Raw genomic sequence first — 13515 nt, 5'->3', positions numbered from 1 at the left:
ATGTGCATTTTGTATCGCAAAGTAGTTGTCACCCGCAAGCCCATTGCCGAGCACACCTCGCCGACGACCTACGCTCCCTGCGTGCCCCACCACGAGCAGCCCGACGCCCCCGCGACCACCGACAGCACCGGCACCGCCGCCGGCACGGTCCACCTCGGCCACAGCCGGATCGACGTGGACCGCCGCGCCCGCACAGGTGACCCCGAGGTCGTCTTCGGCGCCGGCAAGACCGCGGAGCAGGTGGTGGAGATCCTGGCCACGCTGCACGCCGCCCACCCCGACACGGCGGTGCTCGCCACCCGCCTCGACGACGCCGCACTGGCCGCGGTCACGGCCCAGCTGCCCGAGGCCGACGTCGACCCCGCCGCCCGCACCGCGGTCCTCGGCCCCCTGCCGACGGCGCGCGGCCTGGTCACGGTCGTCGCGGCGGGCACGTCGGACGGGCCGGTGGCCGCGGAGGCCGCGGTCAGCGCCCGGGTGCACGGGTCCGGCGTGCAGCGCGTCGACGACGTCGGCGTCGCCGGCATCCACCGGTTGCTCGCGGTGCGGGACACCCTGGCCGCGGCCGACTGCCTGGTCGTCGTCGCCGGCATGGAGGGGGCCCTGCCCAGCGTCGTCGCGGGCCTGGTCGGGGTGCCTCTGGTGGGCGTGCCGACGAGCGTGGGGTACGGGACCGGGGCCGGCGGGCTCGCGGCCGTGCTGTCGATGCTCAACTCGTGCGCGCCGGGCGTGGTGGTGGTCAACATCGACAACGGCTACGGCGCGGGGGTGCACGCCGCCCGGGTCGCGCGAGCCGCCGCCAGGTCCGTCGCGACCGGTGCCGCGTCAGGGGCGGGCGCCACGGACCCAGGGCAGACTGACCGACCGTGACCACGCTGTGGATCGACGCCGGCCGCGGGGCCGCGGGCGACATGCTGCTGGGGGCGCTGTGGGACGCGGGAGCCGACGCCACCGCGACCCGCGCCGCCGTGCGGGCCGTGGTCCCGGCCGACATCACGTTCCACCACGAGGTGCGCGACGGCTTCAGGGTCGCCCGGGCCGACGTGGTGCCGGACGCCGACGACCTCGCGAGCGGACCGGACCGACGCTGGGCCGACATCCAGCGGGCCCTGGCGACCGCACCGCTGGCGCCCCGGGTCCGCGACCGCAGCACGGCCGTGTTCGCCGCGCTGGCGCGGGCCGAGTCCGAGATCCACGGCACCGACGTCGACCGGGTGCACTTCCACGAGGTCGGCGGTCACGACTCCATCGGTGACGTCGTCGGTGTCGTCGCGGCGGTCGAGAGCCTGGGCGTCACCCGCGTCGTGGTCACCCCGGTCGCGCTGGGCCGCGGCGAGGACGCCGCCGGCAGCCACGGCCACGGTCGCATCCCGGCCCCGGTCCCGGCCGTCCTGCACCTGGCCACCGCGGCCGGGGCACCCGTGCTGGCGGGCGAGGGCGCCGGCGAGTCCTGCACCCCCACCGGCATGGCGCTGCTGGCCACCCTGGCCGACGCCTGGGGCCCGCTGCCCCCGCTGCGCCCGTCGGCGACCGGGTCCGGGGCGGGCACCCGCCCGACCCCGGGTCGGTTCGGCGCGCTGCGCGTCGTGCTCGGCACCCCGGTCGGGCCGCTGGGCGACACCGGCACCGACGTCGCCCTGGTGACCAGCACCAACGTCGACGACCTCGACCCCCGGCTGTGGCCGCGCGTGCTCGCCCGCCTGCTCGAGGTCGGGGCCCAGGACGCCTGGCTCGCGCCCATCCTCATGAAGAAGGGCCGCCCCGCCCACACCCTGCACGTGCTGAGCGACCCGTCGCTGGCCCAGGCCGTCCGTGACGTCGTCGTCACCGAGACCAGCGCCATCGGGATGCGGGTGCAGGCCGTGGCCAAGCACGCCCTGCCCCGCGACGAGGTGGCTGTCGACGTCGACGGCGACCGGGTCCGGGTCAAGCGGGCGTGGCTGGAGGGCCGGGTCGTCAACGTGCAGCCGGAGTGGGAGGACGTCGCCGTGGCCGCCGCCCGCACCGGCGCCCCGGCCAAGCAGGTGCTGGCGAGGGCCTCGGCCCTGGCCCAGGAGCACCGCGGCTGACGGGAGACCGTCCGTCGTCAGCTGCCCCCGCACGCCGCCCGGGTCGATCGACCTCCGGCCCGCACGGGCAGCCTCGGGGTCGCGGCGCAGCCGTACGACGTGGCGCTGGCCGTCGGTACCGGGCCGGTCGGACGGCCCCAGCGACTGCGCCGCCGCGTGCCGGCGTGAGGTGGTCTCGCCGTGGGGAAGCACCTGCTCATCGACGGTCCTCTCGGTAGTGCCTGTGATGACGCGTGGCCGCCGGGACGACCCCGTACCCGGCGGCCACACGTCGGCCCGCTGCGGAGCGCTCCGGCCCCGGGTCGGGCCGAGCTCGGTGCCGGTCGCGCGCCCGCTGGCCAGACGGTACGCCGTGACACTTTGGTCTGACCAGAGGTGACGCGTGTCATTCACCCGTTGCGGTCCCTCGGCTGCGCTCCGTCGGTGGTTCGATGTCGCCGTGGACAGCAGCAGCACGGCACGTACCGGTGGGTTCGTCGACAGCGAGGTCGGCACGCTGCGGGAGGTGATCCTGCACCGGCCGGGCAACGAGCTGCGCCGGCTGACGCCGCGCAACAACGACCGGCTGCTGTTCGACGGTCTGCCCTGGGTGGACCGCGCGCAGGTCGAGCACGACGCCTTCGCCGACACGCTGCGGGCGCGCAGCGTGGTCGTGCACCTGGTGACCGACCTGCTGCGGGACGTGCTGGGCGACGCCGAGGTCCGGACCCGGGCCATCTCCGACGTGCTCACGGACCACTTCGCCACCCACCTGCGGATGGGGGACACGCTCAAGCAGCGGGTGCGTGACCACCTGGAGTCCCTGGACGCCGACGCCCTGACCGACGCCCTCGTCGCCGGGGTCCGCAACGACGAGGTGCCCGGTCGGTCCGGGCTGGTGGCGGCCCTGCTGCAGGACGACGACTTCGTCGTCGACCCGCTGCCCAACCTGCTGTTCACCCGCGACTCCAGCGTCTGGCTCGGCGACGAGGTGGCCGTGGCCAGCCTGGCCATGCCCGCCCGCGAGCGCGAGACGCACCTGCTGGGACTGGTCTACGCCCACCACCCCCGCTTCGCGGGCGTCGTCACCGCCTACGAGCCGTCCTGGGAGCACGTCGAGGGCGGCGACGTGCTCGTGGTCGGCCCGGGCGTGCTGGCCGTCGGCACCGGTGAGCGGACGACGCCGGCGGGGGTCGAGCGGCTCGCGCGCACCGTGATCGGTCGCGGCCTGGCCCACACGGTCCTCGCCGTCCCGATCGCCCAGGAACGGGCCACCATGCACCTGGACACGGTCTGCACGATGGTCGACCGCGACGCCGTGGTCATCTACCCCAACGTCGCCACCAGCCTGGTCGCCCTGCCGCTGACCGCGGCCAACGGCACGGGCGGGACGCGCGGGTCCCAGGTGCCGCCGGGCGACGTGGAGCTCACCGTCGGGGCGGCCCGACCGTTCCTGCCGGCCGTCGCCGAGGCCATCGGCGTGTCCCGCATCCGGCACGTCGACACGGGCCTGGACCCGGTCTCGGCCGAGCGCGAGCAGTGGGACGACGGCAACAACACCCTGGCGATCGCGCCGGGCGTCGTCGTGGCCTACGAGCGCAACACGGGGACGAACGCCGCCCTGCGCGAGGCGGGCATCGAGGTGCTGGAGATCCCCGGTGACCAGCTCGGCTCCGGCCGCGGCGGCCCCCGGTGCATGAGCTGCCCGGTCGTCCGCGACCCCCTCTGAGTCCAGGCGCCGGCCTGGCACGCGGTGTGGCGGCGGAACCGACCATTACCGGCTCGGTTCACGACCACTGCGCGTGCCAGGCGGCGGCTCCGGGGGTCAGCGGAGGGTGACCTGGCGGGCCAGGAGGCCGGCGCGGGCGCGGCGGGCCTCGCCGTCCAGCGGGTCGGTCTGCGCGAGCGCCGCCTCGAACCGCTCGACGAACGCCGCCAGCGGCTCCTCGGTGGCCTCGGCCGTCGAGTCGTCCGCCAGGTCCCACACCGGCACGACCAGGCCGTAGGCCCGGAAGAACCCGGCGAACCGGGTGCCCTCGCCGAGCGTCGACAGCGGCGAGCCGTCCTCGCCACGCTGGGCGTGCAGCCGCGCGAGCGCGTCGAGGAACGCCTCCTCCGGGGTCGAGATGATCCAGCGCAGGTGGGTGCTCTCGCCGATCTGGGCCCAGTAGGCGCTCTCGGCGCTGGTCAGCTTCTCCGTGGGGACGACGGCCTCGTTGGCCCGCTCGAGCGAGGCCCGCACCTGGGGCGCGAGCGCGGCCAGCGGGTCGTCGTCGGCGGCACCGGCGTCGGACGCGTCGGAGGCGTCGGTGTCGAGCACGCCGTCCAGCCAGAAGTCGAAGCCCTCGTGCACCTCGACGACCGGGTCGACGGTCAGGTCGAGCCGGTCCTGCAGCCGGACCGTCGACGTCCGGGCGTCCAGGTGGGTGACGGGCCCGGGACCGTCCGCCGCGAGCGCGGCGTCCAGGGCGGCGGCCAGGTCACGGCTGGCGTCCGACGACGCGTCGGCCGCCTGCACCCCCACGAACACGCTGCCGTCGACGCGACGCAGCGCGGGCCACGCCACGGGCAGGACGGTGGCGAAGACGACCTCGGTGCCGTCGGTGGTCCGGGTGCGCATGGTGGCGGCCGGGACGATCTCACGGAACGCGACCCAGTCGGTCTCGCGCGGCAGCCCCTCGAAGGGGCGTGCGACGAACTCCGCCCCGGTACGGAACCGGCCGTGGCACTGCTTGTACCGCTTGCCGGAACCGCAGGGGCACGGCGCCCGCAGGCCGCCGCTCGGCGGGTCCACGGGGGTGGACGGGTCGATGGTGGGGGTCGCGGCGTCGCGTCGTCTGCTCACGGGACGAGGATGCCACCGGTGCCGACCCGGGCCGCACCGCGAGGGCGCGAGGCCGTCAGAGACCGCTGGGGGCCGTCAGACCGCGCGGCGACGGGAGGGCCCGCCGATGGCGGCCCACACCGTGGTGTCGCCGCCGGCGTCGTCGACGATGACGCCCCACTCGTGGGCGAGGCTGCGGACGATGCGCAGCCCACGGCCCCGGGTGGCCACGACCGAGGTGCGGCGCGGACGGATGTCCACCACCTGGCCGTCGAGCGGGCCCCCGTCGGTGACGGCGACCTCGACGACGTGGTCCCGGACGCGGACCCGCAGGGAGATGACACCGCGGGAGTCGGGACGTCCGTGCATGACGGCGTTGCCGAGCAGCTCGCTGGCCGCCAGCTCGGACTCGACCACGGTGCCCTCGGGGACGCCCAGGGAGCGCAGCAGACCGGTCAGCTCCTCGCGGGCCGCGGGCACCGCCGAGGCAGCGTGAGCGAGGTCCCACCGTCTCTCGGTCCGTACCGTGGTCCCGGAGACCATGTCCTCACCTTCCGCCATCCGTACTCCTAGGTCGGATGGGGGATACCCCGTCGGGGCTCCCGGCAAACCCGCGCCTACCCTCCCGGGGCCCCGTAGGCGCGGTCCACCACGACGCGGGCGGTCGCCGGGTCGTCGGTGATGATGCCGTCGACGCCGAGACGGACGCACAGGTCCATGTCCTCGACGGTGTTGACGGTCCAGACGTAGGTGCGCTGCCCGAACTCGTGGCAGTCGCGCACCACGGTCGGGTCGGCCCGCAGCAGCCGGATGTCCAGACCGGTGGCGTGCGAGGTGCTCAGTTGCGGGATCGGGGCCCGGTGGGAACGGAGCCGCACCCGTTCCAGCCCCGGCGCCAGGGCCGCCACGCGGCGCACGGCGATGGGCGAGAACGACATGATGTTGACGAACGGCAGGCCCGCCAGGTCCTTGCCGAGGCCCTGGAACAGCTCCGCCACGACCATCCGCTCCACCTGCCACGACCACCGGCTCGGGTGCTTGGTCTCGATGGACAGCCCCATCGGGCGCGGCTGGTCGCGGCAGAACTCGACCAGCCGGCGCAGGGTCAGGACGCCCTTGCCGTCGCCGAAGTCCACGTCCTGGAGCTCGGCCAGGCTGCGGGTGTACAGCTTGCCCGTCGCGTCGGACGTGCGGTCCAGGTCGGCGTCGTGGTGGCAGACGGGTTGCCGGTCCCGGGTCAGCCGGACGTCGCACTCCAGGGCGTCGGCCCCGTCGGCGACGGCCCGCTCCATGGCCGCCATGGTGTGCTCGGGTTCGGCCATGCTCGCCCCGCGGTGCGCGATGACCAGCGGGCGACCGGACGGCGGCAGCGGGGGGCGCCTCACCGGGCGCCGCCCACGTGGTCGCGCACCTGGTCCGGGACGCGACCGGGTCGGTTCAGCGGACGACCGGGTCGGCGTCGGTCTCGGACACCACGGGGCGGTCGGCGTCCACCCAGGCGTGCATCCCGCCGGCGACGTTCACCACGTCGTAGCCGTTGCGGGTCAGCCAGGCCACGGCCTGGCCGGAGCGACCGCCCGAGCGGCAGATGACGTGGACCTCCCCGTCGGGGATCTCGGCCAGCCGGGCGGGGACCTGCCCGAGCGGGACGTGCAGGGCGCCGGGGGCGTGCCCGGCCTGCCACTCGTCGTCCTCACGGACGTCCAGCAGGACGAAGTCGTCGGGCAGGTCGGCCGGCAGGTCGGCGACGCGGACGGTGGGGACCTCGCTCACGCGCAGATCTTCCCCCATCCGGGGCGGTGGTGGAACCCAGGTCGTGGTTGGGTCGTCGGATGGGCATGCGGACGCGACGAGGACGGACCCCGACCGGACCCCGGGCGGCGATCGGGCTGCTCGTCGCCACGGCCCTGCTGGCCGGCTGCGGCCAGGCGGGCACCGACGGCGCCGGCCCCACGACAGGTGCTGCGGCGGCCCCGGCGCAGACGACGGAGGACCCGATGAACCCCGACGACAGCCCGACCGGCCCCGACACCACGCCGGAGGCCACCGAGCCCGAGCTGCTGCTGCCGCCGTCGCCCCCGGTCGGGGCCGCCGAGCTGCCGGTCGACCCGGTCGGCGCCGAGCTGACGGTGGTGGTCGGCGGCCCGGACGGCGACCAGCCGCCCGTCACCCTGTCGTGCGACTGGGCCACGGGCACGGCCACCGGCTCGCACCCGCAGGCCCAGCAGGCGTGCGCCGACCTGCTCGCCGCCGTCACCGCCGGCAACCCGTTCGCCCCGGTCGCACCCGACGCCATGTGCACCCAGCAGTACGGCGGGGACGCCACGGCCGAGATCACCGGCGCGGTCCTGGACGCCGAGGGCGGGCCCGTGGACGTGGCCGCCACGTTCGCCCTGACCGACGGCTGCCAGATCAGCCGCTGGCAGGCCATGGGCGCGGTGCTCGGCCCCTTCGGCGGGGCGGCCTGAGCCGGGCGACAGCCGCCGCCCGAGCACCCACTACTTGAGCAGGCGCGACAGCCGGCGGTCGGCGAGCTTCTGCCCGCCGGTCTGGCACGTCGGGCAGTACTGGAACGAGGAGTCGGTGTACGACACCTCGGCCACGGTGTCGCCGCAGACGTCGCAGGTCTCACCGGTCCGGCCGTGCACCCGCATCCGGCCGCGCTTGGCGTCCTTCAGCGCGCCGGGCTCCTGCCCCACCGCCTGCTGCACCGCCACGCCCAGCACCAGCTGCACCGCGTCGGCGAGCCGTCCCAGCCGTGCCTCGTCCAGGCCGCCGGCGGGCGCGAAGGGCGACAGCCGGGCCGCGTGCATGATGTCGTCGGAGTACGCGTTGCCGATGCCGGCGACGACCTGCTGGTCGGTGAGCACGGTCTTGAGCCGCTGCCGGGTCGAGCCGAGGACCTCGCCCCAGCCGGCGGCGTCCAGGGTCAGCGGGTCCGGCCCCAGCCGGGCGACGTAGGCGACGTCCGAGGGCTCGTGCACCACGTGGACCGCGAGCCGCTTCTGGGTGCCGGCCTCGGTCAGGTCGAGGGCCGCGAGGGAGTCCCCGTCGTCCAGCAGCACCCGCAGCGCCAGCGGCCCCTTGCCGGGACGGGCCGGGGTGGTCGGCGCGGGGTCACGCCACTGCGCCCACCCCGCGCGGGAGAAGTGGACGAGCAGGTGCAGCCCGTCGACGTCCAGGTCGACGACCTTGCCGTGGCGGGACACCCCCGTGACCTGCAGCCCGTGCAGCGCGGTGGGCGGCGGGTCGAACGTCTTGAGCACGTTGAGCGCGACGACGTCGACGCGCGCGACGACACGTCCGACCGCCCGCTCGGCCAGGAACCGGGCGAGCGCCTCCACCTCCGGCAGCTCGGGCACGAGCCGATCGTGCCGCAGCGGGGCTCCCGGCACTACCTCGGGACCAGGTCCACCCGACGACCGGGTCCCACGGTCTGTGCCGGGTACGTCCGACGAGGTCCCGCTCCAGTACCGTCTGCCCTCGTGAGAGCAGGGGGAGGCGTCGTGCTGCACACCCGCACGGTCGTGCTCGCCGGAGGACTGCTGGTCGTGCTGTACCTGCTGCTGAGCGGTCTGGTGGTCCTGGTCGCCGGTGGGCTGGGCAACCGCTACGGACCGAGCCCGGTCTTCGTGGGGACGGCGGCCGCCGCGGTGCTCACCTGGTTCCTGGCCGGGTGGTTCGGCAGCGTCAGGGTGCGCTCCGAGGGCGAGGGACGGGCCACGGCCGGGGTGAGCGCCGCCGCCGGCGCGGCGCTGGGCTACCTGCTGGTCCCGGGTCTGCTGGCCGGCGCCGGCCTGCTGCTGGCCGGCGCGGGGCTGCTGTCGTTCCTGACCGGGCCGGTGCTCAGCGCCCTGCTGGCCGGCGTCGTCGCCGGGCTGGCGGCCGCCGTCGCGCCGCACGCCCCGGCGCCGACGCCCTACACCGGCACCTGACCGGGCCGGCGGGACCCGCGCACAGCACCTGCCTCAGCCCAGCACCTGCCTCAGCCCATCGCCTGCCGCAGGACGAGCACCAGCACCATGACCAGACCGCCCACCACGACCAGCCCCCCGGGGACCAGGTAGGGGTGGGGCCGGCCGCTGCCGGGCAGGTGCACCCACTGGGGCCGCTGCGGGTCGTAGCGCACCGGCACGCGCATGCCCGGCTGGTAGAGCGTCTGGTCCACGGTCGAGTCACCGGCCCACACGCCCTGCTGCACCCGGCCCTCGACGTCGCGGTACTCGACGGTGAGCCGCCACAGCCGCCGCCCCTCGTACATGCTCTGCCGCCCGACGTCGACGACGACCCCCTCGCCGGGCAGGGCCCGGCGTACCCGCGGCACGGTCCGCAGCAGCCACAGCACGCCGATGACGAGCATGACCGCCGGGACGGCCAGGAACAGCCACCAGAACCAGTCCGGCGGGGCGAGGGTCGCGACGGGGCCGCGCTCAGGCGTCAGCAGGCTCATCGACGACGCGGAGCGAGCCGGTGAAGGCGTCGAGGTCCTCCGTGGACACGATCTCGGTCGAGGCGCTGAGGAACGCGCCGTACTGCGGGCCGGGGTCGGGCATCTGGACGGTCACGTCGACCTGCAGGCTGTCGGTGCTGCGACCGGTCTCGGGCACGTCGATGTCGTACTGGTAGCGCAGCGTGGTCGCCCCGACCGCGCCCGGGACCTCGAGCTCGGCGGCGGGCTCCAGCGGCTCGGTGCCCGTCTGGTCGGTGCGGATGTCCTCGAGCACGTCGGTGCGCACCGCCAACGGGCCGACCGCACCCGTCTCGACGAAGACCGCCAGCGCACCCAGCGTCTCGCCGTCGTCGTTGGGCGGGGGGACGAAGGTGACGGTGGAGGACGGGATGCTGTTGTCCGCGGACGGCTCGAAGCCGGGCGGCACCGCGAGGACGAGCCGGTCGACCTGCCAGACCGTCCAGCCCTCCGGGGCGCCGACGTCCAGGTCCAAGCGGCTCACGTCGGCCGCCGCGGCGGCGGTCATCCCGGGCGAGGGCTCCCCCTGCGACGGCTGGGTCGACGGCTCGGTCGACGTCTCGCCCGAGGACGTGCCCGTCGGCCCCGAGGTCGGCTCCGTGGGGGCCGCGGCGTCGTCGCCCGACCCGCCGCACGCGCTCGTCATCAGGACGGCAACCAGGACGGCGGCGGCCCGGACGGTACGACGGGCGGACGGCGGGACGGCTGGCATGGGTCTCCGATCGGGGCGTGGTGGGTCGGTCGGCGCCGGGGGCCCGGTTCGCCGCATCGTCTCAGCACGTGGTGAGCGTCTGCCAACCGCCGGGGACCCGGGCGTCGTAGTAGGCGGCGTCCAGCAGGCGGCGGGAGGAGGAGTCCCCGCCGATGTTGAGGCCGAACTTGAAGCCGGCGCTGCCGTTCAGGTCCAGACCAACGCTGCTGTTGTCCACCGCGTACGCCGACGTCACCTGCAGCCCGTCCGCGGCCACCCGGGCCGCCAGCTCCTCGGCGCTGCCGTTGAACAGGGCGTCCGGCCGGATGATGGCCGTCGGGCCGGCCACGACGAAGTTGCTCTCGAACGCCGCCAGGTTCTCGGGGACGGTCAGGTCGAGGTACGTGGTGCGGCGGTTCTCGCCGCCCCACTCGCCGATGTCGAAGTCCCAGCCGGCCTCGTCGATCGTCTCCCCGCCGGGCAGGCCCAGGTCTCCGGTGTTCATGCCGATGGCGGCCTCGTAGCTCTTGACCTCCTGCACCTCCAGGCCCACGGGGTTGCCCTGGGCGTCGAAGCTGACGGTGTAGCCGCTCGTGATGCCCGCGTTGCCGTTGCCGGTGAACATCGCCAGCGTCGCCTGGGCGTCGCCGCTGAGCTCCGCGTTGGTGCTGAACGTGGACGTGCCGTCGACCAGGCTCTGCTCGACCACACCGGTGATGCTCGCCTGGCCCGACGCGCCGCCGCTGGCCAGGCCGCCGAAGCCGCCCTCGCCCGACAGCTGGGCCTGGGCACCGATCTCGTAGGCGATCGCCGACGGCGTGGGACGCCCGTCGTCGACCGCGTTCCACAGCTGCTCGGCGCCGTCGGCCAGAGGCCCGCCCGCGAAGTTGAGGCCCTGCGTGAAGATGTTGCGGTTGCTGTCCACCCAGTCCTGGGCCTCGCCCGCGTCGTCGAAGTCGTAGAACAGCCGCAGGCCCCCGCTGGCCGTGACCGACCCCTCGATGCGGCCGCCGCCGCGGATGCCGCCGTCGTCGGTGAACTGCAGGTCGGCGCCGCCGCCCGCGCCGACCTCCAGGCCGATCTCGCCCACGTCACCGGTCATCACGCGGGCGGTGCCGTCGCCGTACCGGAGGATCTCGTACTGGTCCTCACGGCCGACCTTCACGCTGAAGGCGGTGATGCTGGCGCCGATGGTGCGCCCGTCGGACGAGGTCTCGCACCTGGGCAGCTCGGCCGCCTCCACCGTGCTCCCGCAGCCCGTGCCACCGAGGAAGTTGCAGATGGCGGTCGTGACCCCGGCACGGGCCGGTTCGGCGATCGGGACCACGGCGATGGCTGCCACCAGGGCCGCCATGACGCCCAGCACGGCCATGTACTCCAGCGCGCCGGCACCGAGGCTGCCCGTCGGCGCACGGTGACGCAGGCGGGCGGTCACCCCGGTGGGCGAGGCGTGGGGCTGGACGACGGTCACGGATGCAGCCTGGCCGAGGTCCTGGCGCTCCCGCCGGGCCCGAGGGCCCAAAACCGGGCCGGTGGCGTGCGTATGCTCACGGCCGTGTCGTTCGGGGGCGCACCGGTGTCCGGGTCCGTCGCGGGGGTCCTGCTGGCAGCCACCCTCGCGGTCGTGCCGTCCCCTGCCGCTGCGGCCCCGCAGCCGCAGCCCAGCGCCCGGCCCGCCTCCGAGGCCCTGCTCCTGATCGTCGACTACTCCGGGTCCATGAAGGAGCCCGACGGCCGCGGCTCGACCCGGATCCAGGCCGCCAAGGACGCCCTGGGGACGATCATCACGGCCCTGCCGGAGGACCTCGACGTCGGCCTGCGCGTGTACGGGCACCGGGTGCCCAGCGCCGACAAGGCCGCGGCGTGCGAGGACACCGAGCTCGCGGTGCCGGTGGGACCGCTGGACCGCGACGGGCTGCGGGCCACCGTCGACGGGCTGCAGGCCCTCGGCGAGACGCCCATCGGGCTGTCGCTGCAGCAGGCGGCCCAGGACCTGCCCGAAGGCGTGACGAGCACCGTGATCCTGGTGTCCGACGGCGCCGACGAGTGCTACCCCGACGACCTCGGCCCGGAGCCGTGCGAGGTGACGAAGCAGCTGGTCGCCCAGGGCGTGAACCTGCGCCTGGAGACCATCGGGCTGCAGGTCGAGGAGTCCGGGGCCGAGCAGCTGCAGTGCATGGCCGAGGCCGGCGGCGGCCAGTTCACGTCGGTGGAGGACGCCGGCCTGCTGGCCGAGGCCCTCGCGGCGGCCCAGAACCGGGCGTTGCGGGTGTTCGAGCCGCGGGGCGAGCCGGTGGCCGGTGGGCCGTCCCTGATCGACGCCACCGTGCTCGAGCCGGGCACCTACTCCGACAGCATCCTCGACGGCGAGACGCTCTGGTACGCCGTCGACGTCCCGCAGGGCGGGTCGATGACGGCGCGCCTGACCATCCGCACCGCCGACGTGCCGGCCGAGGCGCTGGTGGCCCTGGAGTGGCAGGACCCCCAGGCGCGACGCGTGGACGTCGGCCTGCTCAACGGCATCAGCCGCGGTCAGGCGAGCACCCTGGCCACGAGCACGGGCGAGGCCAACGGCTCCCGGTCCCCCTACGGCGCCGAGCGCGAGGCCGGCCCGTACTACCTGGCGGTGCGCACCGGCGGGTTCCCGCCCGACGCCGCCCACGACTTCGTGCTGGAGCTGCTGCCGGACGGGCAGTCCGCAGAGGCCACGGCCGCGGCGAGCCCGGCGCCGTCGGCCTCCCCCGCCGGTCCTGCCGCCGGCGCGGAGGCGTCGACCGACGACGGGGGCGCACCGTCCCCGCCCCTGCCCAGCGCGGGGGCCGAGGCCGTCGAGCTGCCCCCGCCCCCCAGCACGTCCCCCCTGCCGCTGCTGCTGGTGATCCTGCTCGCGGCCGGTGGCGGGGTGGGCTACCTGGTGTGGCGCCGACGGACCGCCGGGCACGAGGAGCCCGACGAGCCGACCTACGGCTGAGCCGGGTCCGGCGGGGCGTCGTCGTCGGTGTCGACCAGCCGGACCTCGTCGCCGACCTGCAGGCCCCAGGACCCGAAGCGGCCCGCGGGCGCCTCCAGGGTCGCGCAGGCGCCGCGCACCCCGCCCACCAGGGCGAAGGGTCGCAGCAGACCGATCTTGGCCACCGTCATCGGCTCCTGCGGTGACGGGCGCCCGCGGCCGCCCAGGACCGACGGCCGGAGCACCGCCACGTCGAGGGAGCGCGTCATCCCCATCCCGTGGACGCTCCCGCCCGGCACCAGCAGCAGGGCGTCGGGCAGCCGGCGTCGCAGCAGCATCCCCCGCAGCCGGCGCAGGTAGGTGTCCGCCACCACGACGTCGCGCACCTCGTGCCCCGCGACCAGCAGCCGCGCCCCCCGACGCGACCCGCGCGCTCCACCCACCGAAGGACCTCCGTCGTCGCCGTTGCGCCGAGTCCGGACCCCGGCGACTGCTGACAGTCACGAAAGGTGACATTTCGTCACCACGTGTTCG

15 protein-coding genes are annotated in these 13515 nt (G+C 75.3%); 6 read left to right on the top strand and 9 right to left on the bottom strand.

Translation table 11 applies throughout. The features are described 5' to 3' along the window. The first annotated feature begins 81 nt into the window (after positions 1–81). The 3 genes from larB to ACR80Q_RS00990 all read left to right on the top strand — a co-directional run bounded on the left by larB (position 82) and on the right by ACR80Q_RS00990 (position 3777). Positions 82–870 carry a nickel pincer cofactor biosynthesis protein LarB gene (larB, locus tag ACR80Q_RS01000; RefSeq protein ID WP_435375674.1) on the top strand — a complete coding sequence of 263 codons (789 nt, stop codon included), beginning with the start codon at positions 82–84 and terminating at the stop codon, positions 868–870. After that, positions 867–2069, top strand: coding sequence for a nickel pincer cofactor biosynthesis protein LarC (larC, locus tag ACR80Q_RS00995; protein ID WP_435375673.1), 1203 nt, complete (start codon positions 867–869; stop codon positions 2067–2069). The genes larB and larC overlap by 4 nt, the downstream gene beginning before the upstream one ends. A gap of 439 nt (positions 2070–2508) precedes the next feature. Next, positions 2509–3777: an arginine deiminase gene (locus tag ACR80Q_RS00990; RefSeq protein WP_435375672.1), complete on the top strand. Its 1269-nt coding sequence runs from the start codon at positions 2509–2511 to the stop codon at positions 3775–3777. A 96-nt stretch (positions 3778–3873) separates the two neighbouring features. On the opposite strand, the gene ACR80Q_RS00985 is transcribed toward ACR80Q_RS00990, so the two are convergent. The 4 genes from ACR80Q_RS00985 to ACR80Q_RS00970 all read right to left on the bottom strand — a co-directional run bounded on the left by ACR80Q_RS00985 (position 3874) and on the right by ACR80Q_RS00970 (position 6645). Next, positions 3874–4893 (bottom strand): DUF5926 family protein, encoded by a 1020-nt coding sequence (locus ACR80Q_RS00985; protein ID WP_435375671.1) that lies wholly within the window; start codon positions 4891–4893, stop codon positions 3874–3876. A 75-nt stretch (positions 4894–4968) separates the two neighbouring features. After that, positions 4969–5433 carry an ATP-binding protein gene (locus ACR80Q_RS00980; protein ID WP_435375670.1) on the bottom strand — a complete coding sequence of 155 codons (465 nt, stop codon included), beginning with the start codon at positions 5431–5433 and terminating at the stop codon, positions 4969–4971. 56 nt (positions 5434–5489) lie between these two features. Continuing rightward, on the bottom strand, positions 5490–6257 hold the full coding sequence (locus tag ACR80Q_RS00975) for a glycerophosphodiester phosphodiesterase (RefSeq protein ID WP_435375669.1): 768 nt from the start codon (positions 6255–6257) through the stop codon (positions 5490–5492). Between the two features lie 52 nt (positions 6258–6309). Beyond that, positions 6310–6645, bottom strand: coding sequence for a rhodanese-like domain-containing protein (locus ACR80Q_RS00970; RefSeq protein ID WP_435375668.1), 336 nt, complete (start codon positions 6643–6645; stop codon positions 6310–6312). A gap of 65 nt (positions 6646–6710) precedes the next feature. Between ACR80Q_RS00970 and ACR80Q_RS00965 the strand changes: the two genes are divergently transcribed. Then, entirely contained in the window at positions 6711–7340 is a 630-nt protein-coding gene (locus ACR80Q_RS00965) for an SSI family serine proteinase inhibitor (RefSeq protein ID WP_435375666.1), read from the top strand. Positions 7341–7370: 30 nt separating this feature from the next. Here the strand turns inward: ACR80Q_RS00965 and ACR80Q_RS00960 are convergent, their stop codons facing one another. Then, a complete protein-coding gene (locus ACR80Q_RS00960) occupies positions 7371–8234 on the bottom strand; it encodes a DNA-formamidopyrimidine glycosylase family protein (protein ID WP_435375665.1) in 864 nt (287 codons plus the stop codon). A 123-nt stretch (positions 8235–8357) separates the two neighbouring features. Here ACR80Q_RS00960 and ACR80Q_RS00955 point away from each other — a divergent pair, with 123 nt between their 5' ends. Further along, a complete protein-coding gene (locus ACR80Q_RS00955; protein WP_435375664.1) occupies positions 8358–8807 on the top strand; it encodes a hypothetical protein in 450 nt (149 codons plus the stop codon). A gap of 50 nt (positions 8808–8857) precedes the next feature. Here ACR80Q_RS00955 and ACR80Q_RS00950 read toward each other — a convergent pair whose 3' ends face one another. The 3 genes from ACR80Q_RS00950 to ACR80Q_RS00940 form a co-directional block, all read right to left on the bottom strand. Further along, entirely contained in the window at positions 8858–9322 is a 465-nt protein-coding gene (locus ACR80Q_RS00950; RefSeq protein ID WP_435375663.1) for a DUF3592 domain-containing protein, read from the bottom strand. Beyond that, a complete protein-coding gene (locus ACR80Q_RS00945) occupies positions 9303–10052 on the bottom strand; it encodes a hypothetical protein (RefSeq protein WP_435375662.1) in 750 nt (249 codons plus the stop codon). The genes ACR80Q_RS00950 and ACR80Q_RS00945 overlap by 20 nt, the downstream gene beginning before the upstream one ends. A gap of 61 nt (positions 10053–10113) precedes the next feature. Next, on the bottom strand, positions 10114–11502 hold the full coding sequence (locus tag ACR80Q_RS00940) for a hypothetical protein (RefSeq protein WP_435375661.1): 1389 nt from the start codon (positions 11500–11502) through the stop codon (positions 10114–10116). An 84-nt stretch (positions 11503–11586) separates the two neighbouring features. Here ACR80Q_RS00940 and ACR80Q_RS00935 point away from each other — a divergent pair, with 84 nt between their 5' ends. Then, the gene (locus ACR80Q_RS00935; RefSeq protein WP_435375660.1) at positions 11587–13002 is read left to right on the top strand and encodes a VWA domain-containing protein; all 1416 of its coding nucleotides are present in this window, start codon (positions 11587–11589) and stop codon (positions 13000–13002) included. Here ACR80Q_RS00935 and ACR80Q_RS00930 read toward each other — a convergent pair. Further along, positions 12993–13424: a hypothetical protein gene (locus ACR80Q_RS00930; RefSeq protein ID WP_435375659.1), complete on the bottom strand. Its 432-nt coding sequence runs from the start codon at positions 13422–13424 to the stop codon at positions 12993–12995. The genes ACR80Q_RS00935 and ACR80Q_RS00930 overlap by 10 nt on opposite strands. Positions 13425–13515 lie beyond the last annotated feature (91 nt).

It is taken from the genome of Aquipuribacter aurantiacus, assembly GCF_051216895.1.
GTDB lineage: Bacteria > Actinomycetota > Actinomycetes > Actinomycetales > JBBAYJ01 > Aquipuribacter.
Note: the sequence above shows the minus strand (reverse complement) of the source record. Positions and strands in the feature narration are given on the sequence as shown.

Excerpts from the sequence above, each read along its gene's own strand:
- ACR80Q_RS00950 (WP_435375663.1), bottom strand. The coding sequence starts at position 9,322 with ATGAGCCTGCTGACGCCTGAGCGCGGCCCCGTCGCGACCCTCGCCCCG.
- ACR80Q_RS00945 (WP_435375662.1), bottom strand. The coding sequence starts at position 10,052 with ATGCCAGCCGTCCCGCCGTCCGCCCGTCGTACCGTCCGGGCCGCCGCC.
- ACR80Q_RS00980 (WP_435375670.1), bottom strand. The coding sequence starts at position 5,433 with ATGGCGGAAGGTGAGGACATGGTCTCCGGGACCACGGTACGGACCGAG.
- ACR80Q_RS00965 (WP_435375666.1), top strand. The coding sequence starts at position 6,711 with ATGCGGACGCGACGAGGACGGACCCCGACCGGACCCCGGGCGGCGATC.